Below are 25,415 nucleotides of genomic sequence, written 5' to 3' on the forward strand. Positions count from 1 at the left end.
AACAGACCATGTTGCAACCGAAAAAGCACAAGTTCCGCAAGCAGTTCAAGGGACGGATCAAGGGCGAAGCCAAGGGTGGAACCACCCTCAACTTCGGCTCTTACGGCCTCAAGGCGATGGAACCCGAGCGGATTACAGCCCGCCAGATCGAAGCGGCTCGCCGTGCGATCACGCGTCACATCAAGCGTCAGGGTCGTCTCTGGATCCGCATCTTCCCCGATGTGCCAGTGACCAAGAAGCCTGCCGAAGTCCGTCAGGGTAAGGGCAAGGGTTCTGTCGAATACTGGGCAGCGCGGGTTAAGCCGGGCCGCATCCTGTTCGAACTCGATGGCGTCGCGGGCCCGCTCGCTGCCGAAGCATTCGAGCGCGCAGCAATGAAGCTGCCGATCAAGACCAAGGTTGTCGCCCGTCTGGGTGACACCAGCCACCTGGGAGGCGAATAATGGCCGACTTTGCGGACCTTCGCACCAAGACTGACGATCAACTGACCGCCGAGCTCACCGAGCTGAAGCGCGAGCAGTACAATCTGCGGTTCCAGGCTGCGACCAACCAGCTCGAAGCCCCGTCGCGCATCCGCATGGTGCGCCGGAGCATCGCGCAGATCAAAACGCTTCAGAACGAGCGCGCGGCCAAAGCCGCCGCCGGCAAAGCGTAAGGAGTTACCACAATGCCCAAGCGCATCCTCGTCGGGACTGTGAGCTCCGACAAGACCGACAAGACCGTGACCGTGCTGGTCGAACGCAAGGTGAAGCACCCGCTCTACGGGAAGATCATCCGGCGCTCGAAGAAGTATCACGCGCACGATGAGAACAACGAGTTTACCGTTGGTGATGTCGTCCGGATCGAAGAGACCCGGCCGATGTCCAAGACCAAGACCTGGATCGTCAAGGACCGGGTTGTTGCGGGCGGTACGCAGGCTGTCGAGGCTGACCTCGACGTCGCTGCGGCCGGTAACTGAGTTAGACGTAAACGGAACTACCGGGCCCCAGTCGGATTGGGCGTCCCGGAAAGCCAGTGAGAAGGAACCGGATCAATGATCCAGATGCAATCCAATCTCGACGTCGCGGACAACAGCGGCGCCAAGCGCGTCCAGTGCATCAAGGTGCTGGGCGGGTCGAAGCGTCGTACCGCGGGTGTCGGCGACGTGATCGTCGTCTCCATCAAGGAGGCGCAGCCGCGCGCGAAGGTCAAGAAGGGCGATGTTCATCGCGCTGTGATCGTGCGCACCCGCAAGGACGTTCGTCGTCCGGATGGCACCGTCATCCGTTTCGACAGCAACGCTGCCGTGCTGGTCAACAAGAACGAGGAGCCGATCGGCACCCGTATCTTTGGCCCCGTGGTGCGTGAACTGCGTTCGCGTGGCTTCATGAAAATCATCTCGCTTGCTCCGGAGGTGCTGTAATGTCGGCCGCCAAGATCAAGAAGGGTGACAGCGTCGTCGTGCTGTCGGGCAAGGACAAGGGTCGTACCGGTACGGTCGCCTCGGTCATGCCCAAGGATGGCAAGGTTGTTGTCGAAGGCATCAACATCGCCGCCCGTCACCGCAAGCCCAGCCAGACCAACCCCCAGGGTGGCATCGACCGGTTTCCGGCTCCGATGCACATCTCGAAGGTCGCTCTGGCCGATCCCAAGGATGGCAAGCCCACCCGCGTCCGGTTTGAAACCAAGGACGGCAAGAAGGTGCGCGTTGCTGTGAAGAGCGGGGAGACCATCAATGGCTGATGCCACCTACACGGCACGGATGAAGGCGAAGTATGACGCCGAAATCGTGGCCGCGATGACCGAAAAGTTCGGTTACAAGAACCGTCTCGAAGTTCCGAAGCTCGAAAAGATCACGCTCAACATGGGCGTGGGCGAGGCGAGCCAGGACAAGAAGAAGGTTCAGACCGCTGCCGAGGAAATGGCGCTGATCGCCGGCCAGAAGCCGGTTATCACCATCGCCAAGAAGTCGATCGCCCAGTTCAAACTGCGCGAAGGCATGCCGATCGGATGCAAGGTGACCTTGCGCCGCGAGCGCATGTACGAATTCCTTGATCGTCTGGTCACCGTGGCAATGCCGCGCATCCGTGACTTTCGTGGTCTGAACGCCAAGTCGTTCGATGGCCGCGGGAACTACGCGATGGGGCTGAAGGAACAGATCGTGTTCCCCGAAATCAGCTACGACAAGATCGACAAGGTCCGCGGGATGGACATCATCGTGACCACCACCGCGAAAACCGATGAAGAGGCGCGCGAACTGCTGCGCCTGTTCGGCTTCCCCTTCGCTGGCGAGGCCAAGACCGAACAGAAGGAGGCGGCGTGAGCCGCTTCCCCCAAAAGACACTAGGCAAGAGAGCTTAAGTCCATGGCGAAACTGAGTTCCATCAACAAGAATGAGCGTCGCAAGAAGCTCGTCAAGCAGTACGCTGCGAAGTACGAGAAGCTGAAGGCGATTGCTGCCGATGAATCGCTCGACGAGACGGAACGTCTCGTGGCGCGTCTCAAGATGGCAGAGCTTCCGCGCAACGCGAACCCGACCCGGGTTCGCAACCGTTGCGCCACCACCGGCCGCCCGCGCGGCTATTACCGCAAGTTCGGCATCAACCGGATCGAACTGCGTCAGCTTGGCAACAGCGGGTTGATTCCCGGTCTGACCAAGTCGAGCTGGTGAGGACTGAACAATGGCTATGACCGATCCACTGGGTGATATGCTCACCCGCATCCGCAACGGCCAGCGTGCGAAGAAGGACTCCGTCCTGACGCCCGCCAGCAACCTGCGTGCAAGCGTGCTCGAAGTGCTTCAGCGTGAAGGCTACATCCGTGGCTTCAGCGAAGACAATTCGGGCAAGCACAAGGCGCTGCGGATTGAACTGAAATATTTCGAAGGCGAGCCCGCGATCAAGCACGTGGCCCGCGTTTCGAAGCCTGGCCGCCGCGTCTATTCGGGTTCCAAGGAACTGCCGACGATCCGCAACGGCCTTGGTATCACCATCGTCTCCACGCCGCGGGGCGTGCTCTCGGATGCCGAGGCACGCACCAACAACGTCGGTGGCGAAGTGCTGGCGGAGGTGTTCTGATGAGCCGCATCGGCAAAAAGCCGGTGGCGATCCCCGGCGGGGTGACGGCCACCATCGATAACGGCACGCTGACGGTAAAGGGGCCCAAGGGCACCCTGACCCTGGGTCTGTCCGATCTGATCGATTACAAGGTCGAAGATGGCACGATTTCGGTCAAGCCGGCCAATGACAGCAAGCAGGCACGCGCCTTCTGGGGCATGCAGCGCACGCTTGTTTCGAACTTGGTCGAAGGCGTCAGCGAAGGCTTCACCAAGGTTCTGGTGATCAAGGGCGTCGGCTACCGTGCCAACGCACAGGGCCGGAACCTGAAGCTGCAGCTCGGCTACAGCCACGATGTCGATCTTCCGGTGCCCGAGGGCCTCGAAGTGAAGACCCCGGACCAGACCACGGTCGAAGTCTCGGGCGTGGACAAGCAGGCTGTCGGCCAGTTCGCCGCTGAAATCCGCCGGTGGCGCAAGCCCGAGCCCTATAAGGGCAAGGGTATCGCTTACCGCGGCGAGTATATCTTCCGCAAGGAAGGGAAGAAGAGGTAAGATGGCTAAGCTCTCCCTGTTCGAACGGCGCCGTCGCCGCGTCCGCACCGCGCTTCGCGCACGTGCCGGCGGCAAGCCCCGTCTGTCGGTGCACCGCACCGGCCGCCACATCTACGCGCAGATCATCGATGATGCTGCCGGTCGCACTGTTGCCGCAGCCTCGACGCTCGGTGTCAAGTCGAGCGGCGCCAATGTCGATGCTGCTGTCGAAGTCGGCAAGGCAATCGCCGAAGCCGCCAAGAAGGCGGGCGTTACCACTGTCGTGTTCGATCGCGGCGGGTTCCTGTTTCATGGCCGCGTCAAGGCGCTGGCCGATGCCGCCCGCGATGGCGGGCTGGAGTTCTGATTATGCCAGAGAACACCGAAAACCAGACCGAGGTGCCCGCCGTGGCAACCACGCCGTCCGAGGCGGCTGATAACCAGTCGCCCGCACAGGCAGATGATGGCAATCAGCGTCGTGGCCGTGGCCGTGGCGGCAACCGCGAGGGCGGCGGCGGTGATCGCGGTCGTGGTCGTGGCGGCCGTGACAACAACCGCGGCGGTCGTCAGGAAGAAGATGATGGCATCATCGAAAAGCTGGTGCACATCAACCGCGTCTCCAAGACCGTAAAGGGCGGTAAGCGCTTCGGTTTTGCTGCGCTGGTCGTGGTTGGCGATGGTCAGGGCCGCGTCGGCTTTGGCCACGGCAAGGCCCGCGAAGTTCCCGAAGCGATCACCAAGGCGACTGCTGCAGCCCGCAAGAAGATGATCCGCGTTCCGCTCAAGGAAGGTCGCACCCTGCACCATGACGGCAATGGCCGTTTTGGCGCTGGCAAGGTGACCTTGCGCACGGCGCCTCCGGGTACTGGCATCATCGCCGGTGGTCCGATGCGCGCTGTGTTCGAGAGCCTTGGCGTTGCCGATGTGGTGACCAAGTCGGTCGGCACGTCGAACCCCTACAACATGATCCGCGCCACCTTCGACGCGCTGACTGAGCAGACTTCACCGAAGTCGGTTGCTCAGCGTCGCGGCAAGAAGGTTGCTGACCTTCTCGGTCGCGGCGGATCGAGTGCAGCCGAAGCGGAAGCTGACGCTGCCGCGATCGCGGAGTAACCGATAATGGCTACCATCAAGATCAAGCAGGTCGGTTCGCCGATCCGTCGTCCCGAAAGCCAGCGCAAGATCCTTATCGGTCTCGGGCTGAACAAGATGCACAAGATCGTCGAGCGTCAGGATACCCCTGAAGTGCGCGGCGCGATCGCCAAGATCCCGCATCTGGTGCAGGTGATCGATTAAAACCCAGGCAGGCCCCGATCATTCGGGGCCTTCCTTTCTCTCAGCGCGACAAAAGCGAAAGCGAGTGCACGACTATGAAACTGAATGACATCCGCGACAATGCCGGTGCCCGCAAGGGCCGCATGCGTGTGGGCCGTGGTATCGGCTCTGGCAAGGGCAAGACCTCGGCTCGCGGTCAAAAGGGTCAGAAGGCCCGTTCCGGTGTTGCGATCAAGGGCTTTGAAGGCGGCCAGATGCCGCTGCACATGCGCCTGCCTAAGCGCGGCTTCAACAACCCCTTCGCCAAGGATTATGCCGAAGTGAACATCGGCATGATCCAGAAGTTCATCGACGCTGAAAAGCTCGATGCCAAGGCGACCATTACCGAAGACGTCCTGCGGGCCGCTGGCCTGGTACGCGATGGCAAGGATGGTGTGCGTCTGCTCGGCAAGGGCGAAATCACCTCCAAGGTGACCTTCGCGGTGACCGGTGCGACCAAGGGCGCAATTGCTGCGGTCGAGAAGGCTGGCGGCAAGGTTGAAGTGGCTGCGGCCCCGACCCCCGAGCACGAAAAGAAGCTTGCCCGCCGCGACGCCAACAAGGCGGCCAAGGCTGCGGCAGCAAAGTAATCGACGAAATTGGGAGCGCGGGGGTTCGACAAGAGCCCCCGCGCTCCCTATTTACGCTCTCGCGTGCAGAACCGCTGCCGGTATGGCGCGCAAGGGAAGGTTCGTTGTGGTCGCCTGACAGGCGCAGCCGACGACCCAAGAGCTAGGATCGATAAGACGACATGGCATCACGCGCCGACAATATCGCGAGCAACCTCAATCTTGGCAATTTCGCCAAGGCGACCGAGCTCAAGCAGCGCATCTGGTTCACGATCGGCGCGCTGATTGTTTTCCGTTTCCTCAGCTTTGTGCCTTTGCCGGGCGTCAATCCGCTGATCCTCAGCGATCTGTATGAACAGACCCGCGGCGGCATCCTCGATCTGTTCAACGCATTTTCGGGTGGAAGCCTCGAGCGCATGAGCCTGATTGCGCTCGGCGTTATGCCGTACATCACGGCCTCGATTGTTGTGCAGATGGCTTCGGCCCTCCACCCGGCGCTTTCTGCCCTGAAAAAAGAAGGCGCGAGCGGGCGGCAGAAGCTGAACCAGTATACGCGTTATGGCACGGTATTCCTGTGCGCAATCCAAGGTTATTTCCTTGCTGTCGGTCTGGAAAGCTTCGCCGCGCAAAGCGGTTTGGCCGCTGTGGTCGATCCGGGCTACCTGTTCCGTATCGGCGCCGTGGTCAGCATTGTGGGCGGCACGATGTTCCTGCTTTGGTTGGGTGAGCAGATCACCAGCCGGGGGATCGGCAACGGTATTTCGCTGATCATCATGGCCGGCATTGTCGCCCAGTTCCCCAGCTTTGCCAGCAACCTGTTCGAAGGCGGACGCACCGGTTCGATCGCGCCGTGGATCATCATCGCTTTTCTGGTGATGATTGCGGTGCTGATTTACGGCATCAGCTTCTTCGAGCGCGCCCAGCGCCGGTTGCTGATCCAGTACCCCAAGCGCGCGACCGAGCGCGGCATGATGCAGGCGGATCGCTCGCACCTTCCGCTCAAGATCAATACTGCCGGTGTGATTCCTCCGATTTTCGCCAGTTCGCTGTTGCTGCTGCCGCTGACGATCTCGCAGTTCGCCGGCAACTCGGTCGATACCGAGAGCACCTTCGGCAATGTGATCATCACGCTGAACCAGTATCTCGCGCACGGGCAACCGCTGTACATGGCGCTCTATGCGATCGGGATTATCTTCTTCTGCTTCTTCTACACCGCGGTTGTTTTCAACCCTGAGGAGACAGCGGATAACCTGAAGAAGAACGGGGGGTTCATTCCCGGTATCCGTCCGGGCAAGCGCACCGCGGACTATCTCGAATATGTCCTTACCCGGATCACGGTGCTGGGCGCGGCCTATCTCACTGTTGTGTGTGTCGTGCCGGAATACATGATCGCGCAGACCGGAATTCCGTTGTTCCTTGGCGGCACCAGCCTGCTGATCGTGGTCAACGTGACTGTGGATACCATAACCCAGGTGCAATCACATTTGCTGGCGCACCAGTATGGCGATCTGATCAAGAAGGCGAAGCTCAAGGGTCGGATGCGCTGATTGCAGACTTAAGTCTGCTTGACGCGACGCTGACCATGGTTGAACCCGCAAGTCTGCAAGCAAGCCGTCGGCATGAACCGGCGGCGTAATGGGGGACGGTTCGTGAACATCATTCTTCTTGGCCCTCCCGGAGCAGGCAAAGGCACGCAAAGCGCCGGTCTGGTCGAACGTCACGGGATGCGGCAGCTTTCCACCGGCGACATGTTGCGCGCCGCGGTCAAGGCGGGCACGCCGGTTGGCCTCAAGGCCAAGGCCGTGATGGAGCGGGGCGAGCTGGTTTCCGACGAAATCGTGTCCGATCTGATCGACGCCGAACTGGCGGCGATGGGCGCCGAGACCGGCGCGATCTTCGATGGCTATCCCCGCACGGCGGCCCAAGCCGATGCGCTTGACGCGATCCTTGCCAGAAATGGCCGGGTGCTCGACCACGTGATCGAACTCGAAGTGAACGAGGATGCTCTGGTCGAACGGATCACCGGACGTCTGTCCTGCGGGAATTGCGGCGCGCTGTACCATGACACTGCCAACCCGCCTGCCAAAGACGGCGTTTGCGACGTTTGCGGCAGCACCGAATTCAAACGCCGCCCCGATGACAATGAGGAAACGGTGCGGATGCGGATGCAGGAATATCGCGCAAAGACAGCGCCGATCCTGCCTGGCTATGAAACACGCGGCATCGTGACGCGGGTTGACGGGATGGCGGCGATTGATGTGGTCGCGGGCCAGATCGACGCGATCTTGAAGAGCTGAGGCACGGGCGGTGCCGGTAAGCCCGAATTTGTGCCGATCCGTTATGGCAGTGGCTGCGCTGTCGCTCGCCAGCCCGGCAGCGGCCGAACTGACCCGCGTTACCGATGATGGCTTCGTTTCGCGTCACGAGGTTGTGGTTGAGGCCAGTCCCAAAGACGCATGGCTGGCGCTGATTGCACCTGCGGGCTGGTGGCGTTCCGAACATACCTGGTCAGGCGATGCCGCCAACCTCACGCTTACGCCGCAGGCGGGCGGATGCTTTTGCGAGACCATTCCCGAAGTCGACGAGCCGGGCCGCTTCACCCTGCAAGGCAGCGTCGAACACATGCGTGTGATACAGGCCTATCCCGAAACAGCATTGCGCATGCAAGGCGCGCTCGGCCCGCTCCAGAGCGAGCCGGTAACCGGCATCCTGACCATCACGATCAGCACTGTGGAGCAGGGCACCCGGATCGTATGGGAATATAATGTCGGCGGGACGATGCGTTACGAAGTCCCTGTCATTTCCAAGGCGGTTGACGGGGTGATGGGCGCGCAGCTGACCGCTTTGGCCGATCTGCTTGGCCCGGTCGCAATGCCCGATGCGGCGCCCGCGTCCGATCCTGCCGAGGGCCCGGTTTCGTCCGAAGATCCTGCTCCGGCGGGCGCGGATGGCGGTGCCGAAGCAGAGGGCAAGACGACAGAAGCGGCAAAGACCACCGCAGTACCTGTAATCAGGTCTCGCATCCCGGCACCCTCTGCCGTGGTTGACAAGCCGGCTTCGGTTGACGACGCCTTTGGCGATCTCGAGGACAGCCAGCCTCGCGCCTGACGAGGGCTTGACTGCCCCTTGCCACACGGTTGACCTGCGCCGCGAATCAGCCTATGCGCGCCACTCATTCGACATGTTCGAAGCAAGTTCGGCAGGCATCGCCCTCGCGCGTGCCAACCGGACTTTTTGCTGTTTGCGTGCCTGCACGCTGCTGCAAACGAACATGGGGATGGATGAGCGTTGAGATAGGGTGGCCGCCCAATGTGGCCAAGTCCCTGTGGAGCATGGAGAAATAAGTGGCTCGTATTGCCGGGGTCAATATCCCCACCAACAAGCGCGTGATTATCGCGCTCACCTATATTCACGGAATTGGTCGTACCACGGCTGTCCAGATCGTTGAAAAGCTGGGTATCGCCCACTCCGCGCGTGTGCAGGACCTCACCGATGAGGAAGTGCTGCGGATCCGCGAAACCATCGATGCTGACTTCACCGTTGAAGGCGATCTTCGTCGTAGCACTGCGATGAACATCAAGCGCCTGATGGATTTGCGTGCCTATCGCGGCTTGCGTCATCGCAGCGGTCTGCCCGTTCGTGGCCAGCGCACTCACACCAACGCCCGCACCCGCAAGGGCAAGGCCAAGCCCATCGCGGGCAAGAAGAAGTAAGCTGGCGGCTTAGCCGCTCACGCTTTTTCCTTCTGACGAGCTAGAGGATATTACACGATGGCACGCGAACCAGGCCGTATTCGGCGCCGTGACAAAAAGAACATCAGCAGCGGCGTTGCGCACATCAACGCCAGCTTCAACAATACCATGATCACCATCACCGACGCGCAGGGCAATGCAATCAGCTGGTCCAGTGCAGGCGCGATGGGTTTCAAAGGCAGCCGCAAGTCGACCCCGTATGCCGCACAGGTTGCAGCCGACGATGCCGGCAAGAAAGCTGCCGAACACGGCGTTCGCACGCTGGAAGTCGAAGTGAAGGGCCCGGGTTCGGGCCGCGAAAGCGCACTGCGCGGTCTTGCCGCCGTGGGCTTCAACATTACATCGATCCGTGACGTGACCCCGATCCCGCACAACGGGGTCCGGCCCTCGAAGCGCCGCCGCGTCTGATCCGCCGGGATGGCGGCGGCAGGTCGTGCCGTCGCCGCCCGATCGGGCCTGACACTGCGCCTCATCCCGCGCATCCGGCCCGCCCAAGTTTGAACCCGCCCGCACAGGCGAATTAGGGGAAATCCATGTCCGTCAACACGAAGAACTGGCAGGAACTCAAGAAACCCAACTCCCTCGAAATCAAGGATGGCGGCGATCGTCAGCGCAAGGTCACTTTCGTGGCTGAACCGCTCGAGCGTGGCTTTGGCCTGACCCTCGGCAACGCGCTGCGGCGCGTGCTGCTGTCGAGCCTTCAGGGCGCGGCGATCACCTCGATCAAGATCGAAAACGTGCTGCACGAATTCTCGTCGCTGGCCGGCGTTCGTGAAGATGTCACTGACATCGTGCTGAACGTGAAGCAGATCGCGCTCAAGATGGAAGGCGAAGGCCCCAAGCGGCTCCAGCTTTCGGCTACCGGCCCCGGCGCGGTCAAGGCAGGCGATATTGCCGTGACCGGCGATATCGAGATCATGAACAAGGATCTGGTGATCTGCCAGCTCGATGAAGGCGCGACGCTCAACATGGAGCTGACTGCTGACACCGGTAAGGGCTATTCGCCTGCCGTGCAGAACCGCCCGGCCGATGCGCCGATCGGCCTGATCCCAGTCGACTCGCTCTATTCGCCTGTCCGTCAGGTGAGCTACAAGGTCGAGAACGCCCGCGTCGGTCAGGAGCTTGATTACGACAAGCTCTCGCTGACCGTCGAAACCGATGGCACTGTCACCCCGGAAGACGCCGTGGCCTATGCCGCGCGCATCCTTCAGGACCAGCTGACGCTATTCGTCCACTTCGAAGATGGTATTCCGCAGCCCGCCGGCGCGATGATCGGCCATGCCGTTCAGCCGGAAGAAAGCGACGCCAACCAGCTCAACCGTTACCTCCTCAAGAAGGTGGACGAGCTCGAACTGTCGGTGCGTTCGGCCAACTGCCTCAAGAACGACAACATCATCTATATCGGCGATCTGGTCCAGAAGACCGAAGCCGAGATGCTGCGCACGCCGAACTTCGGCCGCAAGTCGCTCAACGAGATCAAGGAAGTGCTCTCCAGCATGGGTCTGCGCCTCGGGATGGATATCCCGGGCTGGCCGCCGGAAAACATTGAGGAAATGGCCAAGAAGCTCGAACAAGAACTTCTCGGCTGATGAATTCGCGAGCCCCTGCTTCGGCAGGGGCTTGCATATCGGGCGAAGGTAGCGGCCCTGACAGCTACCGGCACTGGGGTACCTCGAACGGCCCCTTTTCGAACGAAGGAAGATTACAATGCGTCATGGTATGTCGGGCCGTAAGCTGGGCCGCAAGACGGGTCACCGCAACGCCCTGTTCCGCAACATGGCTGCCGCGCTGATCAAGCACGAGCAGATCAAGACCACCTTGCCCAAGGCCAAGGAACTGCGCCCTTACATCGAAAAGCTGATCACGCTGGCCAAGCGCGGCGGCCTGTCGAACCGTCGTCTCGCCATGAGCCGTCTGGGCGACGAAGCGCAGCTCAAGAAGCTGTTCGAAGTTCTGGCCGAGCGCTATTCGGATCGTGAAGGCGGCTACACCCGTGTGCTGCGCGCTGGCGTGCGCGCCGGGGACGCGGTGCAGATGGCCATCATCGAACTGGTCGAGCGTGACGAAGATGCTCGCGGCCAGGATTCGGGCCCGGTGCAGTCGGAAGATGAATACGAAGACGCGTAAGCCGCGCTTCGCATGAACACAGACAAGGGCCGGGGCGGGAACGCTTCCGGCCCTTTCCTTTTGTGGGCCGCAGGCTAGGCTGCGCGCCATGATCCGCACCGCCCTTGCAGCCGCGACGCTGCTCCTCGCCGTCCCCGCCACTTCCCAGAACCAGCAACAGCGCCTCGACGCGCGATACGATCGGACGCTTGCGGCAGGTTACAAGGCGCTGATGCTGTGCGGCGCGATTGCCAATGCCGAAGCAAACGGGGTGATCCGCTCGCCGGAAAGCGTGGCACAGTGGGAACTGACCGGCATTCAAGCGCCGCTTGATGCAATCATCCCGGACTTGCCCTTCGAAATCGTGCGCCGACCGACCGGCCAGATCGCCCATGTCGCCGTTCACTGGGCCGAGGATCTTCCGGCCCGCGTCGCGGCATATTCAGGGACGCAGACCGGATGCGCGATTCTGCCGATCGGTGCGCCCGAGAATGGGGGCAATCCGGGCCAGCCAGTGACGCGGGCAGAGCGGCCAGCGCCACCTGCCCGTGGAAAGATCATCGATGCCGGAGACCAGCGAACCGGTCGCAAGCCTGTTGCGCGTCAAATTCCATCGGTGGACAGAGTGCAGAAGGCGGCGCTGGCGGGCGGGTATGGGGAGGGGAGCCGCACCACGGCTGTTTTGGTCAGCCGCGCTTCGCCCGGCGGGCGCCGCAGTTCGGCCTTCTTCGCCCCCGGCTTCGATGACAAGACCCCGCAGCGGACCTGGTCGGTCGCCAAGTCGATCGCCGCTACGCTGGTCGGTGCCGCGGTTTTTCGGGGGGAGGCTGATGTCAGCGCCTCGGCGGGCCTCGGTGGGGCTGTTGCCGACCCGCGCCGCGCGATCACCATTGACCATCTTTTGCGCATGGGCTCGGGCCGATATTCGGATACGCCGGGCAATCGCACCGATCCGCTATATTGGGGCGGCGCGACGGTGGAGGAAGTGGCGCTCGATTGGCCGCTGATTGCCGCGCCCGGCAGTACCTATCGCTACGCCAACAACGATACGCTCGCCGCAGTCGCTGCGATCAAGCCGAGTTTCGCGGCGCACCCGCCTGCCGAATTTTTCGCCAAGATCGGAATGAATAGGACGGTTGCCGAAACGGATTGGCAGGGGAACTATATCCTGTCGTCGCAAGTCTGGACGACCGCGGGCGATTTGGCGAAATTTGGCCAGCTTTACCTCAATGACGGCAAATTGCCCTCGGGCGAGCGCATCCTCCCCGAAGGCTGGGTGAAATACGTTTCTACCCCCAGCGGCCCGCAGCCCGATGGGCCGTTCGGCTATGGCGCGGGGTTCTGGTTGCTGAACAAATCCGAAGGCGTGCCGCCCGATACCTTCGCCGCTTTCGGCAATCGCGGGCAGTATGTGGTGATCGTGCCTAGCCGCGACGTGGTGATCGTTCGCCGGGGCGAGGATCCCGTGGGCGCAAGCTTCGACATTGCCGCCTTCACCCGCGATGTGCTGGCCGCGTTAGGCAGCGAATGATTGGCTTGTTCATCTGAATGGCCAATTAGATTAATAATTCCTGCAAGCACAATTCAGCTTCATCTCACCCCGAATCCCGCAAAACGTCCTTGTCACCCCCGCAATCAGGCGCGCGGTGCCAGACGAGGATAGATCTGATGACCACCAAGACCAACCGGCTGGCCTCCGGCAAATGGGCCCGGCTCACGCTCGGCGCGGTCGCTGCGACTGCGTTGACTGCGGCCTCTGCCACCCCTGCAATGGCTGACGACCACCGCGATCGCGGCGGGATCGGCGCCGGCGAGATTATTGCAGGCGCTGTGGTGATCGGCGGCATCGCGGCCTTGGCCGGTGCGTTTGACAATAATCGCGGCGATCGGCGCTATGCCTACAATGATCGCAATTTCCGCGGTAATCGCGGAAACTTTGGCATCAACCCGCGTACCGCTGTGGATCGCTGCGTCCGCGCAGCCGAGAACCAGGCGCGTCGCTTCGGCGGATACCGCTATGCCGACGTGATCGACGTGCGCGATGTTGATCGCACCCGCAATGGCTTCCGCGTGAAGGGCCGGATCGATGTGGGTGGTGGCTGGAATGCCCGTGGCTCGGATCGTGGTCGGTTCACCTGCCGGATCGATGGGCGCGGCGCACCGCGGATCGACTTCAGCGGTGTTCGCGGCCTGCGCTAACCCTCTTCTGCATCGCGTATGTCGCTCTGGACGCGAGCACCAACATCGCCCCGCCTCTCTGAAAGGGAAGGCGGGGCGATTGTATTTCGCGTCAAACGGTTCAGCACAGCGCAAGCCTGCGCCAGCTAACCTCTCCCACATCTGGGCGTTGGTGGGCGCTCGCATGGAAACAGGAGGGAGCATTATGGCTCTGAAAATTCGTGCCCTGGCAGTTGCCGGTGCGCTTGCCGGTACCACCATGTTCGCCGCGCCGGCTTCGGCAGCGGTCCTTCCCGCAACCGGGCTGGGCACACCTTCAGCAGTGTTTGACAGCAGCCGCTATAATCCCGCATCCGCGACCGCCGATTGGGGTTGCCGCTGGAATTGCGGTTGGGGCCACCGGCGCGGATGGCGTCGCAACCGCGTTGGCGCGGGCGATGTACTGATTGGCGCTGCGATCATCGGCGGTATTGCTGCCATCGCCAGCAGCAACAACCGGCGCCAGCGGGATCGCGATGTCGTGATCGTCGAGCGCGATGTCCGCGATCGCGAATGGCGCGATGATAACCGCCGGTATGATGATCGCCGCACGACGACACCGCGCAGCACCGGCGCAGCGGGCCTCGACAATGCAGTCAACCAGTGCCTTACCCGGATCGAGCGTGATGTGCGGGTCGATACGGTCGACAATGTCGATCGCACCGGCGCCGGCTGGGTGGTCAGCGGATTGCTGTTCAACGGTTCGCCGTTTCAGTGCCGGATCGGCAATAGCGGGCAGATCGACGGCATCGATTACGGCGGCGGCTTTTCCGGCATCGGTTATTCGGGCGGAGCGGAAAGCCCGGCCCCGCGCGGCGAAGGCCAGTGGGATGACCGGCGCTATGCCACAGCGCGCATGGCGGTAGGCGGATCGGTTCGCCCCGATCTTGCCGTGCAGGAAGCACAGATGTCGTCCGCGCCGATGCAGGTGGCCCAGGGCCAGGCCAGACCAGTGGTCACTGACAGGATGCCCGCCTATCCCGGCGGGCCGATTCCGGGCGAGGAGATTCCCGAAACCATCGACGGCGATCTGTAATTCTTCGGGGGAGGGGGGGTTAGCTCCCCTCCCGCATGCCGCCATAGCTTGGCAGGCCCCATTCCCACCGGATCGCGGCGCTGCGCAGCGCAAAACCGCAGAAAAATCCCAGCACCCACGCCCATTCTCTCGCGATACCCAACTGCGGTGCGGCCAGCATTCCCGCCACCGTCAGCACCGCCGTGAATGCGGCAGGGGTGACGTAGAGTTCGGGGCTCATGATGATCGACGGGCGGCCCGCCACCACATCGCGGATGATCCCGCCCACGCACCCGGTAATCACGCCCATCAGCGCGGCAGGAACCGGCGGCACGCCATAGGCAATCGCCTTGGCACTGCCGAGTACGGCATAGGCGGCAAGCCCCGCGCCATCGGCGTAATCGAAACCCTTGCCGTCCCACATCCGCACCGGGGTGAACCAGGCGATCAGCGCCGTGCCCAAGCACACCGCGGCCACCCAGGCATCGGTGATCCAGAACACCGGCGCGCCGATCAGCAGATCGCGCACCGTGCCCCCGCCCACGCCGGTGACCAGCGCGAAGAAGCCCATCGTCACGAAGGTCTGCCGCAGCCGCGCTGCCAGCACAGCGCCGGACAATGCAAACAGCGCGATCCCTGCCAGATCGAGCAGATCGAGAATCGGGGTCAGAACGGTCGGGTTCATCGCAGGTCGGCTCGCGTCCGGCGGCGGTGGAACATCAGCACACAGCCGATCACGGCGCCCGTCAGGCCGAGTGCGGCGAAGATGATCAGTACCGGATGGCTGGTGTCCTCCCGTTCGGACAGGTCCATGATGTGCAGGCCCCAAGCGAAATCGAAGGCGCGCCACCAGCGGGTGCGCACCGCCTCTATCTCGCCTGTGTCACGCCCGACATAGACATTGGTGCCGTCTGCCAGCGCAACCTGCCACACGGCGAGTGGGCGGCGGAAATCGAACGGGGTGCTGTCGGCCGGGAACAGCGTCACCCGCTCTGCTGCTGCGCCGCCGATAATCCGCTTGGCCACCAGTGCGCGGGCATCAGACGCATCCAGCGGATCGAGCGCCGCGCCGGTGGCGAAATCGACCCGGCTCACTGCCCCGTCCAGCGTGGTGAGGATGGCGACCGCGCGGCCATCCTGCATGGTGACGCGCATTTCCTTCAGGCTGGCTTCGGGCGCGGCGAGTGTGCTTCCGGGGATCGCCAGCGGCTGTGCGGGCGTTTCGCGCTTCAGATGTTCGCCCCGCACTTCCTCGATCGGGCGCGAAACCATCAGCAATCCGGTCGCCAGCCACATGACAATCGGCACGCCGACCAGCCAACCGAGCCAGACGTGCCATTTGGCGAGCGAGCGCATGAGGGAAGTGGAAGCCATGCCGCGCCCCATGGCGAAGCAGGATCAACCGTGCAAGATGTTCCCGATTGCCTCGGCCGCCGCGATACAATCAAGGTCGCGCCAGCGCGGGCCGATCACCTGCATTCCGCACGGCAGATCTGCCCCGAGGTAGTTCCCGCTGCCGATGGGCAGCACCGTGGCGGGCAGGTTGGGGAAGGTTGCCAGGCCGGCCCAGGCAAGGCCATTGCCGCCCGGTTCCTCCACCCCGTCGATATTGATCGTGCCGCGGAACACCGCCTTGTCTCTATGCGGCACCGCCAGCACCGGCGCGGGCGGGGCGAGCACGAAATCGTAGGTTTCGAACACAGCATCCCACTGCGCGATGCATGCGGCCTGCGCATCGAGCAGATCGAACCAGTCGGTGGCCGAAGCCCGCTTGCCATCGGGCGCAGGCGCACCGCGTGCCATCACCACGTTCATCATCTTGAGGTAGTGGCGGTATTGCAGCGCCTGATCGGGCAGCAGATCGCTGCCGCGATCAATCCGCAGGCCCGCTCGCGCAAGGGTTTCCAGCGCGGCTTCGGTCGGGGCCATCACGCTGGCATCGACGGGCGCATTGGGAAGCGCGGTGATCGCCAGCATCCGGCATTCGCTGATCGGGCGCGGTTTGCGGCGCAGCGGAACATCCGCGCCCACCTCCACCAGCAGCGCCAGATCGGGCGCGTTGCGGGCGAGCGGCCCGGCGATGCTGAGCGGGCTGTCATGCGCCGCGACAAAGCCATCGCGCCGGGACATGGCGGGATGGTCATGGCCGTGCTTGGGGATCAGGCCGTGGGTCGTCTTGTGGCCCCAGATGCCGCAGAAGTGCGCCGGGACGCGCACCGATCCGCCGATGTCGGTGCCGTAATCGCAAGCCACCATGCCGCTGGCGACTGCCGCCGCACTGCCACCGGATGATCCGCCGGGGGAACGGTCGGAATTGTGCGGATTGCTGGTGCGGCCATAGACCGGGTTGAAACTCTGCCAGTCGGTCAGATCCACCGGCACGTTGGTCTTGCCGATGATCAATGCCCCCGCCGCCTTCAACCGCCTGACCAGCAGCGAATCCTTCGGCGCGATACTATCGCGAAACTGCGGGTGGCCGAAGGTGGTGGGCAGGCCCGCGACGTCGAAGCTTTCCTTGATCGTCATCGGCACGCCGAACAATGGCTGATCGAGCCGCCGCGCGGCGTTGTCCATTGCCTTGGCGGTTTCGTAGGCCCGTTCGAAATCGGGCACGGCCAGGGCATCGATGTTGGAATCCAGCTTTTCGACCCGCGTGATCGCGGCGTCCACAGCCTCGGCAACGCTGATCTTGCGGGTGCGGACAGCCAGTGCAGTTGCCAAAGCGCCCGATTTGTCGGTCAGTTGCGGATAGGCCATGTGTGCGTAACTCTCCCCACTCTCGGTATCGGGACTTATCTGCCCTGGCGGCACGGCAAAAGCCTTTGTGCCAAATCAGTTGTTCAATCTATGCGCCGCAGCCTCGCCTTGATCCGCGCTGTTACATCGACCGGCAAGTAGAGCCCTTCGCCATGCGCGGTGATGATTCCGGTTTCCACCGTGCCGATAGTGATGCTGTAATCGGTGATCCGTCCCTCGCGCTGCGCCAGCGCCTGATCGATTTTTGCCCTGAGGCTGCTGAAATCGCTTTCGAAGTTCTGTTCCAGCGCTGATGTGATCGCATCCTGGAATCCGGGCGAATTGGCCAGCGCGAACAGGAATGCCTCGCCGGTGATGTCGGTTTCGCCCGTCACCGCCACATCGGCAAAGCGCACCTTGCGCGATCCTGCCTCGTTTTCGGGACGCGCGGTCAGCCAGATGGTGCCCTTGGCCTTGCCGACCACCGGCAAATCGGAGCGCGCGGCAAATTTCGCGCCCACCGCGATGCGGCCCTTGCCGGTGCCATAGACGCGAATGTTGGCGAAGCTGGCGGTAACCGATCCATAATCCTCGATCACAAATGGCCGCTTCGCCCGCTTGGCCAAAGCCTCGGCGATGACCGGCTCCAGCACCGCATAATCGGCCACCACCGGCACGTGCAGCACTGACCGCACAGTGTCTTTTTCGCGCCGGGCCACAGGGGGCAGGGCAGCGGGGGTGACGGCTTCCGGCTTCATTCCGACGAAGGTTTCGAACAGGGCATCAAGGCCCAGCTGCAAGGTCAGCACCCGTCCCCTGACCTCGTAACCGCCATACCGGAACTGCTGCGGGGTGAGCCTGCCCCAGACCGCCGGGTCCTTCTCGTTCAGTTCGAACACCTCGTGCCCGGCGCGCCAGCCTTCGGTTGCGGTTTGCTTGACCGGGAGTTTTGCCAGCTCGCCCGCAACGATACGTTCGACGTCACGCTTGATCGGGCGCAGCTCGCGATCGGCCTCGCTGGTGAAGGTAATCCGCTGTCCCATGAAATCGATACCGGGCTCCTTCGTCCAGCGGTAATCGAGCTTCGATGTACCCGTCAGCCGCCATTCCGGTTGCAGATCGAGCCTCATCGCAAGGGCGACTTCAGCGGTGCCCGTGGCAGTTTCGCCCTTGAAGATGCCTGCAACATCGCGTGCCGCCAGCGTCCCGTTGACAGGCAGGTTTACCACCAGCCTCTGCCCGCTGCCGCTCAGCCGCAGCCGTCCGCGCGTGACCTTGCCGACGATCCGGCATTTGATTTCGGGCGATTTGACCTTGAACAGCGCGAGATCGATGGTCTTTGGCGCGATGCATTCGCTTTCGGGTTGATCGATTTGCCACAGCTCGCGCGGCACTTCACGCTCGAGCGCACGTTCCAGCGCTGCCAGATCAACATCGACATCCACCGCAATCCGCGAAGGATCTTTTGGGTAGGCGATAGGGTCTGTCGCGCGCGGGGGCGCGTTGGTTTCGCCCTCCGCGCTATTGCTGCAGGCAGCCAACAGCGTCAGGCCGGCCAGCGCTACTGCAATGGAAACCTTGCGCCAAGCCGCCACTTTTCGTTCCTTATGTGCAATGTATGCAACGCGGTAGCGGATCATGCGGGCGCACGATAGCCGTCAGCCGGACTTTGTCCCGACCGGCGTGACGTGCCGGCTTGCGCCGAGTGCCAGACCAAAGCCGAGGATCGGCGCCGCACCGTAACCGATCAGGGGATAGGGAAAGGGCGCGATGAATGCTATTATCCCGAACGCGATAATTAGCGCGGCGAGGGCGTAGCCTTCTTCTTGCGGCGCTGCTGCCCGGATGACCAGATACCAGAGCGGTGTCCCGAAAAGCACCAGTCCCAGCGCGGCTGCCCCGGCCAGCGAATGCTCCGCTACATGGTCCAGCACACCCTCGGTATAGAGCTGCGGCGCGAGGTCGCCAGCGCCGAAGGTTGCGAGTGCCAGTGTCAGGCTTCCACCGGCGACAAGCGCGATGGTCAAAGAGCGGTGCAGCGCAGCCAGAGCCGCGCTCGCGGCGGCGAGGCCGGTGAGCACACCTGCGTCGGGTTGGAGAGCCAAAGCGACTGTGGCAATTGCCAGCAGCCACGGTCCGATGCGAGGCTCGCGCGCTGCGATCACAATGATCAAGGGCAGCAGCAGTGCACCCGAATGGAGAAAAAGCGCCCTTCCGAGCGGCAGCCAGCGCGACACCCCGTCAACATCGTGTTGAAGCAGCGGCGGCAGGAACAACAGCAGAAGCGCCGTTGCCGCAAAGCCGATCCGTGATCTTCGCCCTTCCGGCAGCCATCCCCACACGACCCACGCCAGCGCCAATGCCAGGGCGCCCGCGTTGACTGCAACCAGTCGCGCGGGCGCACCGAGGGCATAAAGGTAAGCCAGCCCGCCGAGCGACGGGAACAGCAAGGGCAGGGTGAGGCGCCAGCGATCAGATGCTCGCCCCCACACCCCGTCTGCGCCTTACATGTGGATCGGCTTGCCCGTCACAGCCATCGCTGCCTCTTTCAGCGCTTCGGCGTGGGTGGGGTGGGCGTGGCAGGTGTAGGCGATGTCTTCGCTGGTCGCGCCGAATTCCATCGCGACGCAGGCCTCGGCGATCATCGTGCCTGCAAGGCTGGCGATGATCCACACGCCCAGCACCCGGTCGGTTTCTGCATCGGCGATGACCTTCACAAACCCTTCGGTGTCGCGGTTGGCCTTGGCGCGGCTGTTCGCCATCATCGGGAACTTGCCGATCTTGACGGTGAGCCCGCGTTCCTTGGCCTGTTCCTCGGTGATGCCGACGCCGGCGATTTCGGGCGCGGTATAAACGACGCTGGGGATCACATCATGGTTCACGATGCCGGTGAGGCCCGCGATATTCTCGGCCACCGCGATGCCTTCATCCTCGGCCTTGTGGGCGAGCATCGGGCCGGGAACGACATCGCCGATGCCCCAGATGTTGGGCACAGACGTGCGGAAATCGTGGTCGATCTCGACCTGCCCGCGCGCATTGGTGGTGAGCCCCGCCTTGTCGAGCGCCAACCCGTCGGTATTGGGGCGGCGGCCGATGGCGACCAGCACGTGGCTTGCTTCGAGCGTCTGCTCGTCGCCGCCTGCGGCTTTTTCGATGGTAAGGGTCACGGTCTTGCCGTCAACACTCGCGCCGGTGACCTTCTGGCCGAGCATCATAGCCATGCCCTGCTTCTTGAAGACCTTCTGCGCTTCCTTGCGCACATCGCCATCCATGCCGGGGAGCAATTGATCGAGATATTCGACCACGGTTACTTTCGCACCAAGACGCCGCCATACCGAGCCAAGCTCCAGCCCGATAACGCCGCCACCGATCACCACGAGGTGTTCGGGCACTTCATCAAGATCAAGCGCGCCGGTGCTGTCGACGATGCGCTTGCCCGCGTTGTCGACGGTGACGCCCGGGAGCGGGGTGACCGAGGAGCCGGTGGCGATCACGATGTCCTTGGCGGTGACCTTTTCGCCCGCGACGGTGACGGTGTGCGCGTCTTCAAACGCTGCATGGCCCTTGAGCCAAGTGACCTTGTTCTTCTTGAACAGGAATTCGATCCCGCCGGTCAATTCGCCCACGGCCTTGGTCTTTTCGGCCATCATCTTGCCCAGATCGAGCGTGGGCGTGGCGGTGATGCCCCAGGTGGCGAAGTGGCCGTTGTTCGCCTCGTCAAACAGTTCCGAACCGTGGAGCAGCGCCTTGGAGGGAATGCATCCGACATTGAGGCAGGTCCCGCCGAGCGTTTCGCGGCTTTCGACACAAGCGGTCTTCAACCCCAGCTGCGCCGCACGGATCGCCGCGACATAACCGCCGGGGCCAGCACCGATGATGAGGACGTCGTAATCGAATTCAGCCATAAAAAACTCCGCTCATCCTGAGCTTGTCGAAGGATAGTCCTTCACTTGGGGTCCGTTGCTCCGAAAGAAAGAGCAGGGCTTCGGAAGCGTAGCTGTTGCGCAGCAACACCAGCGAAGCCCGAACGGAAAAAAGTTTACAAATCAATCAGCATCCGCGTCGGATCTTCGATCGCTTCCTTGATGATCTTGAGCGCCGTTACAGCCTCGCGCCCGTCGATCAGGCGGTGATCATACGAAAGCGCCAGATACATCATCGGGCGGATCACGATCTCGCCGTTACGGACAACCGGGCGATCCTCGATGCGGTGGAGGCCCAGCACCGCGCTCTGCGGCGGGTTGATGATCGGGGTGCTCATCAGGCTGCCGAACACGCCGCCGTTCGAGATGGTGAAGGTGCCGCCGGTCATGTCTTCCATCTTCAGCGTGCCTTCCTTGGCGCGCTTGCCGAAATCGGCGATGTCCTGTTCGATCCGGGCAAAGCCCTTCTTGTCGGCATCGCGGATCACGGGGACGACAAGGCCGTTGGGCGCCGAAACCGCGACCGAGATATCGACGTAATCGTGATAGACGATCTCATCGCCTTCGATGTAGGCGTTGACGCTCGGCACGTCCTTCAGCGCAAGGCAGGCCGCCTTGGCGAAGAAACCCATGAAGCCGAGGCGAATGTCGTGCTTCTTGGCGAACAGATCCTTGTACTTGTCGCGTGCCTCCATGACCGCGCTCATGTCGCAATCATTGAAGGTGGTCAGCAGCGCGGCATTGTCCTGCGCGCTCTTCAACCGCTTGGCGATGGTCTGGCGCATCCGCGTCATCTTGACGCGTTCTTCGCCGCGCGCGCCGCCGGTCGAGGCGGGGGCTGCCGCAGACGGTGCCGGGGCGGGCGCAGGCGCGGGGGCAGGGGTGCCCTTCGCCTTGGCTTCGGCCGCCGCCAGCACATCTTCCTTGGTCAGGCGGCCATCCTTGCCGGTGCCCTTGATCGTGGAGGGATCGACGCCGTGTTCCAGCACCGCACGGCGCACCGCAGGCGACATGGTCTGCGCCGCGCCTGAGGGCTCTTCTGTCGCTGCCGGGGCAGGCGTGTCGGCCTTGGCGGCGACAGCGGGAGCCGCCGTGGCAGCGCTTGCGCCTTCATCGATCACCGCGATCACAGCGCCGACTTCAACCGTGTCGCCCACGGCAACGCGGTGTTCGCTCATCACGCCAGCTACGGGCGAGGGCACGTCAACCGCGACCTTGTCGGTTTCAAGGCTGCAAATCGCCTCGTCAGCGGCGACAGCTTCGCCCGGCTGCTTGAGCCATTCGGCAATCGTGCCTTCGGTGACGGATTCGCCGAGAGCGGGGACTTTGATTTCGGTGGCCATTGGAATGGGTTCCTGAAACTTGCTTGAATCTCGTGTGAAGAAAGGCGGGCCGTTACAGCCCCAGCGCGGCGGCGATCAACGCCTCCTGCTGGGCCTTGTGGCGGCTGGCGAGGCCTGTGGCAGGCGAGGCAGCCGCATCGCGCCCGGCATAGACCGGGCGCTTGCCGGTGTGACCTGCGGCGGTCAGCGATTCCTCGATCCGTTCGTTCACGAAGAACCATGAGCCATTGTTGCGAGGTTCTTCCTGACACCACACCACGTCCTGGAGGTTGGTCATCCGGCCAAGCCGCAGCGCCAGCGGATCGCCGGGGAAGGGGAACAGCTGTTCGATACGGATGATCGAGACATCATCGATCCCCGCAGCATCGCGGGCCTCCATCAGATCATAGGCGACCTTGCCCGAACACAGCACCACGCGGCGCACCTTTTCATCGGCGATTTCGGTGGTGTCGGAAAGGATGCGCCGGAACTGGCGATCGCCCTGGAACTCATCGCGGCTGCTCTTGGCCAGCGGGTGGCGCAGCAGCGACTTGGGGCTCATGATGATCAGCGGCTTGCGGAAAGACCGCAGCATCTGGCGGCGCAGCACGTGGAAGTAGTTGGCCGGTGTGGTGATGTTGCACACGCACATATTGTCATCGGCACACAGCTGGAGGAAGCGTTCCAGACGGGCAGAGGAATGCTCCGGCCCTTGCCCTTCGTACCCGTGCGGCAGCAGCATCACGAGGCCGTTGGCGCGCAACCACTTGCTTTCACCCGATGCGATGAACTGGTCGATCATGATCTGCGCGCCGTTGGCGAAATCGCCGAACTGGCCTTCCCACAGCACCAGGCTTTTGGGATCGGCCATCGCAAACCCGTATTCGAAGCCGAGCACGCCGTATTCCGACAGGGTGGAATCGTGCACTTCGAACTTGCCGTGGGGCAGGGTGCTGAGAGGGATATATTTGCGTTCCGAAGTCTGGTCGACCCACACCGCGTGACGCTGGCTGAAGGTGCCGCGGCCGGAATCCTGACCGGACAGGCGCACGCCGTAACCTTCCATCACAAGGCTGCCGAATGCGAGCGCCTCTGCCGTCGCCCAATCGAAGCCCTCACCCGTGCTGAACATCTCGCGCTTGGCGGCGAGCACACGGTCGAGCGTCTTGTGGACGGCGAGATCGCCTGGCACTTCGGTCAGCACGCGGCCCAGCGAATCCAGCACCTTGGGCTCGATCGCGGTTTCGACAGAGCGGCGCGCGGTCTCCGGATCAGCCGGCTTGTTCAACCCGCTCCAGCGCCCGCCGAACCAGTCGGCCTCGTTCGCCTTGTAGTTCTTGCCCGCTTCGAACTCATCTTCGAGCAGCGCGACGAATTCGCCCGCCATCCGCTCGCGCGTGCCCGCTTCGATCACGCCTTCGCGGATCAGGCGGCCTTCGTAATTGACGCTGACCTTGGGGTGCGAGCGGATGGAATCGTACATCAGCGGCTGGGTGAACTTGGGCTCGTCACCCTCGTTGTGGCCGAAGCGGCGATAGCACCACATGTCGATCACAACGTCGCGGTGGAAGGTCTGGCGGTATTCGACCGCCAGCTTGCAGGCGAAGGTCACCGCTTCGGGATCATCGCCGTTGACGTGCAGGATCGGCGCCATAACGCCCTTGGCCACATCGCTGGGATATGGCGAAGACCGCGCAAACTTGGGGCTGGTGGTGAAACCGATCTGGTTGTTGATGATGAAGTGGATGCAGCCGCCGGTATCGTAACCCGGCACGCCGGACAGCGAGAGGCTTTCCCACACAACGCCCTGACCCGCAAACGCCGCATCGCCGTGGATCAGCACGGGCAGCACCTGCGCCTTGACCTTCAGATCATCGCGGATCGCCTGCTGGGCGCGGGCCTTGCCCAGCACTACGGGGTTGACCGCTTCAAGGTGCGAAGGGTTGGGCACAAGGCTCATGTGCACCGAAATCCCGTCGAACTCGCGGTCGGTCGAGGTGCCAAGGTGATACTTCACATCGCCCGATCCGCCGACATCATCGGGGTTGGCGCTGCCGCCCGAAAATTCGTGGAAGATCACGCGGTAAGGTTTCGCCATCACGTTGGCGAGCACGTTCAACCGGCCGCGGTGGGCCATGCCGTAGATGATCTCGCGCACGCCGGATGAACCGCCATGCTTGATCACGGCTTCCAGCGCCGGAATCATGGACTCGCCGCCATCCAGACCGAACCGCTTGGTGCCGACATATTTCTTGGCGAGGAATTCTTCGTATTGCTCCCCGCGCAGCACGGCGGCGAGGATCGCCTTCTTGCCTTCGGGGGTGAACTGGATCGTGTCGCCGGGGCTTTCGAACTTTTCCTGCAGGAAGCGGCGTTCATCGGTGTCGGCGATGTGCATGTATTCGAGGCCGACCTTGCCGCAATAGACTTCGCACAGCCGGTCGTGGAGCTTGCCCACGGTGGTCCATTCCATGCCGAGCACGCCGCCGACATAGACCTCTTCGTTCTCCTTGCCGGCGAGCCCATGCCACGCCAGCGTCAGGTCTTCCGGCCCTTCGCGCCCTGCAAGGCCCAGCGGATCGAGATCTGCCGCCATGTGCCCGCGCACACGGTACAGCCGCACCAGCGTCATTGCCGCAATCGAAAGCGAGGCAGCTTTCTCCACCGCCTTGGGATCGAGCGCCTTGCCGGCATCCTTCGCCGCCGCCTTGACCGCGAGCTTCATCTCGGTCGGGTCCATCGCCGCGACCAGATCGGATGCGCTATCGCTGAGCGCGTCGAGCCAGCCGCGCTTTTCCCACGAAGGGCCGGGCTGCGGGCCTTCCTGATCGGCGAAGGCGGGGATGAAGTTCTGCGGTTCGTTGCCCATCATGGGACTCCCGGGGAGGAGGAA

The 25,415-nt window shown here is 63.0% G+C and carries 31 protein-coding genes; 23 read left to right on the plus strand and 8 right to left on the minus strand.

Features of this window, described 5'->3' with window-relative positions:
* Nucleotides 1–8 precede the first annotated feature (8 nt).
* The 23 genes from rplP to IP79_RS05020 all read left to right on the plus strand — a co-directional run bounded on the left by rplP (nt 9) and on the right by IP79_RS05020 (nt 14,562).
* Nucleotides 9–443 carry a 50S ribosomal protein L16 gene (gene rplP / locus IP79_RS04910; protein WP_054118163.1) on the plus strand — a complete coding sequence of 145 codons (435 nt, stop codon included), beginning with the start codon at nt 9–11 and terminating at the stop codon, nt 441–443.
* Nucleotides 443–655, plus strand: a complete 213-nt coding sequence (rpmC, locus tag IP79_RS04915; RefSeq protein WP_054118164.1) for a 50S ribosomal protein L29 — start codon at nt 443–445, stop codon at nt 653–655. The genes rplP and rpmC overlap by 1 nt, the downstream gene beginning before the upstream one ends.
* A 12-nt stretch (nt 656–667) precedes the next feature.
* Nucleotides 668–958 carry a 30S ribosomal protein S17 gene (gene rpsQ / locus IP79_RS04920; protein ID WP_054118165.1) on the plus strand — a complete coding sequence of 97 codons (291 nt, stop codon included), beginning with the start codon at nt 668–670 and terminating at the stop codon, nt 956–958.
* 75 nt (nt 959–1,033) lie between these two features.
* On the plus strand, nt 1,034–1,402 hold the full coding sequence (gene rplN, locus IP79_RS04925) for a 50S ribosomal protein L14 (protein ID WP_054118166.1): 369 nt from the start codon (nt 1,034–1,036) through the stop codon (nt 1,400–1,402).
* Nucleotides 1,402–1,722 (plus strand): 50S ribosomal protein L24, encoded by a 321-nt coding sequence (gene rplX / locus IP79_RS04930; protein WP_054118167.1) that lies wholly within the window; start codon nt 1,402–1,404, stop codon nt 1,720–1,722. Before rplN ends, rplX begins: the two co-directional genes overlap by 1 nt.
* Nucleotides 1,715–2,302, plus strand: a complete 588-nt coding sequence (gene rplE, locus IP79_RS04935; RefSeq protein WP_054118168.1) for a 50S ribosomal protein L5 — start codon at nt 1,715–1,717, stop codon at nt 2,300–2,302. Before rplX ends, rplE begins: the two co-directional genes overlap by 8 nt.
* 42 nt (nt 2,303–2,344) lie before the next feature.
* Nucleotides 2,345–2,650 carry a 30S ribosomal protein S14 gene (gene rpsN, locus IP79_RS04940; protein WP_054118169.1) on the plus strand — a complete coding sequence of 102 codons (306 nt, stop codon included), beginning with the start codon at nt 2,345–2,347 and terminating at the stop codon, nt 2,648–2,650.
* Nucleotides 2,651–2,660: 10 nt separating this feature from the next.
* The gene (rpsH, locus tag IP79_RS04945) at nt 2,661–3,056 is read left to right on the plus strand and encodes a 30S ribosomal protein S8 (RefSeq protein WP_054118170.1); all 396 of its coding nucleotides are present in this window, start codon (nt 2,661–2,663) and stop codon (nt 3,054–3,056) included.
* On the plus strand, nt 3,056–3,589 hold the full coding sequence (gene rplF, locus IP79_RS04950) for a 50S ribosomal protein L6 (protein ID WP_054118171.1): 534 nt from the start codon (nt 3,056–3,058) through the stop codon (nt 3,587–3,589). Before rpsH ends, rplF begins: the two co-directional genes overlap by 1 nt.
* Before the next feature lies 1 nt (nt 3,590).
* A complete protein-coding gene (gene rplR, locus IP79_RS04955) occupies nt 3,591–3,935 on the plus strand; it encodes a 50S ribosomal protein L18 (RefSeq protein WP_054118172.1) in 345 nt (114 codons plus the stop codon).
* A 2-nt stretch (nt 3,936–3,937) separates the two neighbouring features.
* Nucleotides 3,938–4,681, plus strand: a complete 744-nt coding sequence (gene rpsE, locus IP79_RS04960; RefSeq protein WP_054118173.1) for a 30S ribosomal protein S5 — start codon at nt 3,938–3,940, stop codon at nt 4,679–4,681.
* A gap of 6 nt (nt 4,682–4,687) precedes the next feature.
* Entirely contained in the window at nt 4,688–4,864 is a 177-nt protein-coding gene (rpmD, locus tag IP79_RS04965; RefSeq protein WP_054118174.1) for a 50S ribosomal protein L30, read from the plus strand.
* Between the two features lie 74 nt (nt 4,865–4,938).
* Complete coding sequence (gene rplO, locus IP79_RS04970; RefSeq protein ID WP_054118175.1) at nt 4,939–5,472, plus strand: 50S ribosomal protein L15; 534 nt, start codon at nt 4,939–4,941, stop codon at nt 5,470–5,472.
* Between the two features lie 161 nt (nt 5,473–5,633).
* Complete coding sequence (secY, locus tag IP79_RS04975; RefSeq protein ID WP_054118176.1) at nt 5,634–6,998, plus strand: preprotein translocase subunit SecY; 1,365 nt, start codon at nt 5,634–5,636, stop codon at nt 6,996–6,998.
* Nucleotides 6,999–7,100: 102 nt separating this feature from the next.
* On the plus strand, nt 7,101–7,748 hold the full coding sequence (locus IP79_RS04980; RefSeq protein WP_054118263.1) for an adenylate kinase: 648 nt from the start codon (nt 7,101–7,103) through the stop codon (nt 7,746–7,748).
* 43 nt (nt 7,749–7,791) lie between these two features.
* Nucleotides 7,792–8,559 (plus strand): hypothetical protein, encoded by a 768-nt coding sequence (locus IP79_RS04985; RefSeq protein WP_054118177.1) that lies wholly within the window; start codon nt 7,792–7,794, stop codon nt 8,557–8,559.
* Between the two features lie 236 nt (nt 8,560–8,795).
* On the plus strand, nt 8,796–9,164 hold the full coding sequence (gene rpsM / locus IP79_RS04990) for a 30S ribosomal protein S13 (protein WP_054118178.1): 369 nt from the start codon (nt 8,796–8,798) through the stop codon (nt 9,162–9,164).
* Between the two features lie 57 nt (nt 9,165–9,221).
* Nucleotides 9,222–9,611 carry a 30S ribosomal protein S11 gene (rpsK, locus tag IP79_RS04995; RefSeq protein ID WP_054118179.1) on the plus strand — a complete coding sequence of 130 codons (390 nt, stop codon included), beginning with the start codon at nt 9,222–9,224 and terminating at the stop codon, nt 9,609–9,611.
* Nucleotides 9,612–9,736: 125 nt separating this feature from the next.
* Nucleotides 9,737–10,792: a DNA-directed RNA polymerase subunit alpha gene (locus IP79_RS05000; RefSeq protein ID WP_054118180.1), complete on the plus strand. Its 1,056-nt coding sequence runs from the start codon at nt 9,737–9,739 to the stop codon at nt 10,790–10,792.
* Nucleotides 10,793–10,910: 118 nt separating this feature from the next.
* On the plus strand, nt 10,911–11,330 hold the full coding sequence (gene rplQ, locus IP79_RS05005; RefSeq protein ID WP_054118181.1) for a 50S ribosomal protein L17: 420 nt from the start codon (nt 10,911–10,913) through the stop codon (nt 11,328–11,330).
* Between the two features lie 88 nt (nt 11,331–11,418).
* Nucleotides 11,419–12,840, plus strand: coding sequence for a serine hydrolase domain-containing protein (locus IP79_RS05010; RefSeq protein ID WP_054118182.1), 1,422 nt, complete (start codon nt 11,419–11,421; stop codon nt 12,838–12,840).
* Between the two features lie 137 nt (nt 12,841–12,977).
* On the plus strand, nt 12,978–13,508 hold the full coding sequence (locus tag IP79_RS05015; protein WP_054118183.1) for a hypothetical protein: 531 nt from the start codon (nt 12,978–12,980) through the stop codon (nt 13,506–13,508).
* Nucleotides 13,509–13,692: 184 nt separating this feature from the next.
* Nucleotides 13,693–14,562: a hypothetical protein gene (locus tag IP79_RS05020; RefSeq protein WP_054118184.1), complete on the plus strand. Its 870-nt coding sequence runs from the start codon at nt 13,693–13,695 to the stop codon at nt 14,560–14,562.
* A 19-nt stretch (nt 14,563–14,581) separates the two neighbouring features.
* Here the strand turns inward: IP79_RS05020 and IP79_RS05025 are convergent, their stop codons facing one another.
* From IP79_RS05025 to IP79_RS05060, 8 genes are all read right to left on the minus strand, one after another.
* Nucleotides 14,582–15,226, minus strand: a complete 645-nt coding sequence (locus IP79_RS05025; RefSeq protein ID WP_054118185.1) for a trimeric intracellular cation channel family protein — start codon at nt 15,224–15,226, stop codon at nt 14,582–14,584.
* Complete coding sequence (locus IP79_RS05030; RefSeq protein WP_054118264.1) at nt 15,223–15,915, minus strand: PepSY domain-containing protein; 693 nt, start codon at nt 15,913–15,915, stop codon at nt 15,223–15,225. The genes IP79_RS05025 and IP79_RS05030 overlap by 4 nt, the downstream gene beginning before the upstream one ends.
* Before the next feature lie 24 nt (nt 15,916–15,939).
* Nucleotides 15,940–17,298, minus strand: a complete 1,359-nt coding sequence (locus IP79_RS05035; protein WP_054118186.1) for an amidase family protein — start codon at nt 17,296–17,298, stop codon at nt 15,940–15,942.
* Between the two features lie 83 nt (nt 17,299–17,381).
* A complete protein-coding gene (locus IP79_RS05040; RefSeq protein WP_197273742.1) occupies nt 17,382–18,872 on the minus strand; it encodes a DUF4403 family protein in 1,491 nt (496 codons plus the stop codon).
* Between the two features lie 63 nt (nt 18,873–18,935).
* The gene (locus tag IP79_RS05045) at nt 18,936–19,769 is read right to left on the minus strand and encodes a hypothetical protein (RefSeq protein WP_054118188.1); all 834 of its coding nucleotides are present in this window, start codon (nt 19,767–19,769) and stop codon (nt 18,936–18,938) included.
* Between the two features lie 12 nt (nt 19,770–19,781).
* Nucleotides 19,782–21,182 carry a dihydrolipoyl dehydrogenase gene (gene lpdA, locus IP79_RS05050; protein ID WP_054118189.1) on the minus strand — a complete coding sequence of 467 codons (1,401 nt, stop codon included), beginning with the start codon at nt 21,180–21,182 and terminating at the stop codon, nt 19,782–19,784.
* A gap of 134 nt (nt 21,183–21,316) precedes the next feature.
* On the minus strand, nt 21,317–22,543 hold the full coding sequence (odhB, locus tag IP79_RS05055; protein ID WP_054118190.1) for a 2-oxoglutarate dehydrogenase complex dihydrolipoyllysine-residue succinyltransferase: 1,227 nt from the start codon (nt 22,541–22,543) through the stop codon (nt 21,317–21,319).
* 52 nt (nt 22,544–22,595) lie between these two features.
* Nucleotides 22,596–25,391 carry a 2-oxoglutarate dehydrogenase E1 component gene (locus tag IP79_RS05060; RefSeq protein ID WP_054118265.1) on the minus strand — a complete coding sequence of 932 codons (2,796 nt, stop codon included), beginning with the start codon at nt 25,389–25,391 and terminating at the stop codon, nt 22,596–22,598.
* Nucleotides 25,392–25,415 lie beyond the last annotated feature (24 nt).

The sequence above is a fragment of the Porphyrobacter sp. AAP60 genome (assembly GCF_001296025.1).
Lineage (GTDB): Bacteria > Pseudomonadota > Alphaproteobacteria > Sphingomonadales > Sphingomonadaceae > Erythrobacter.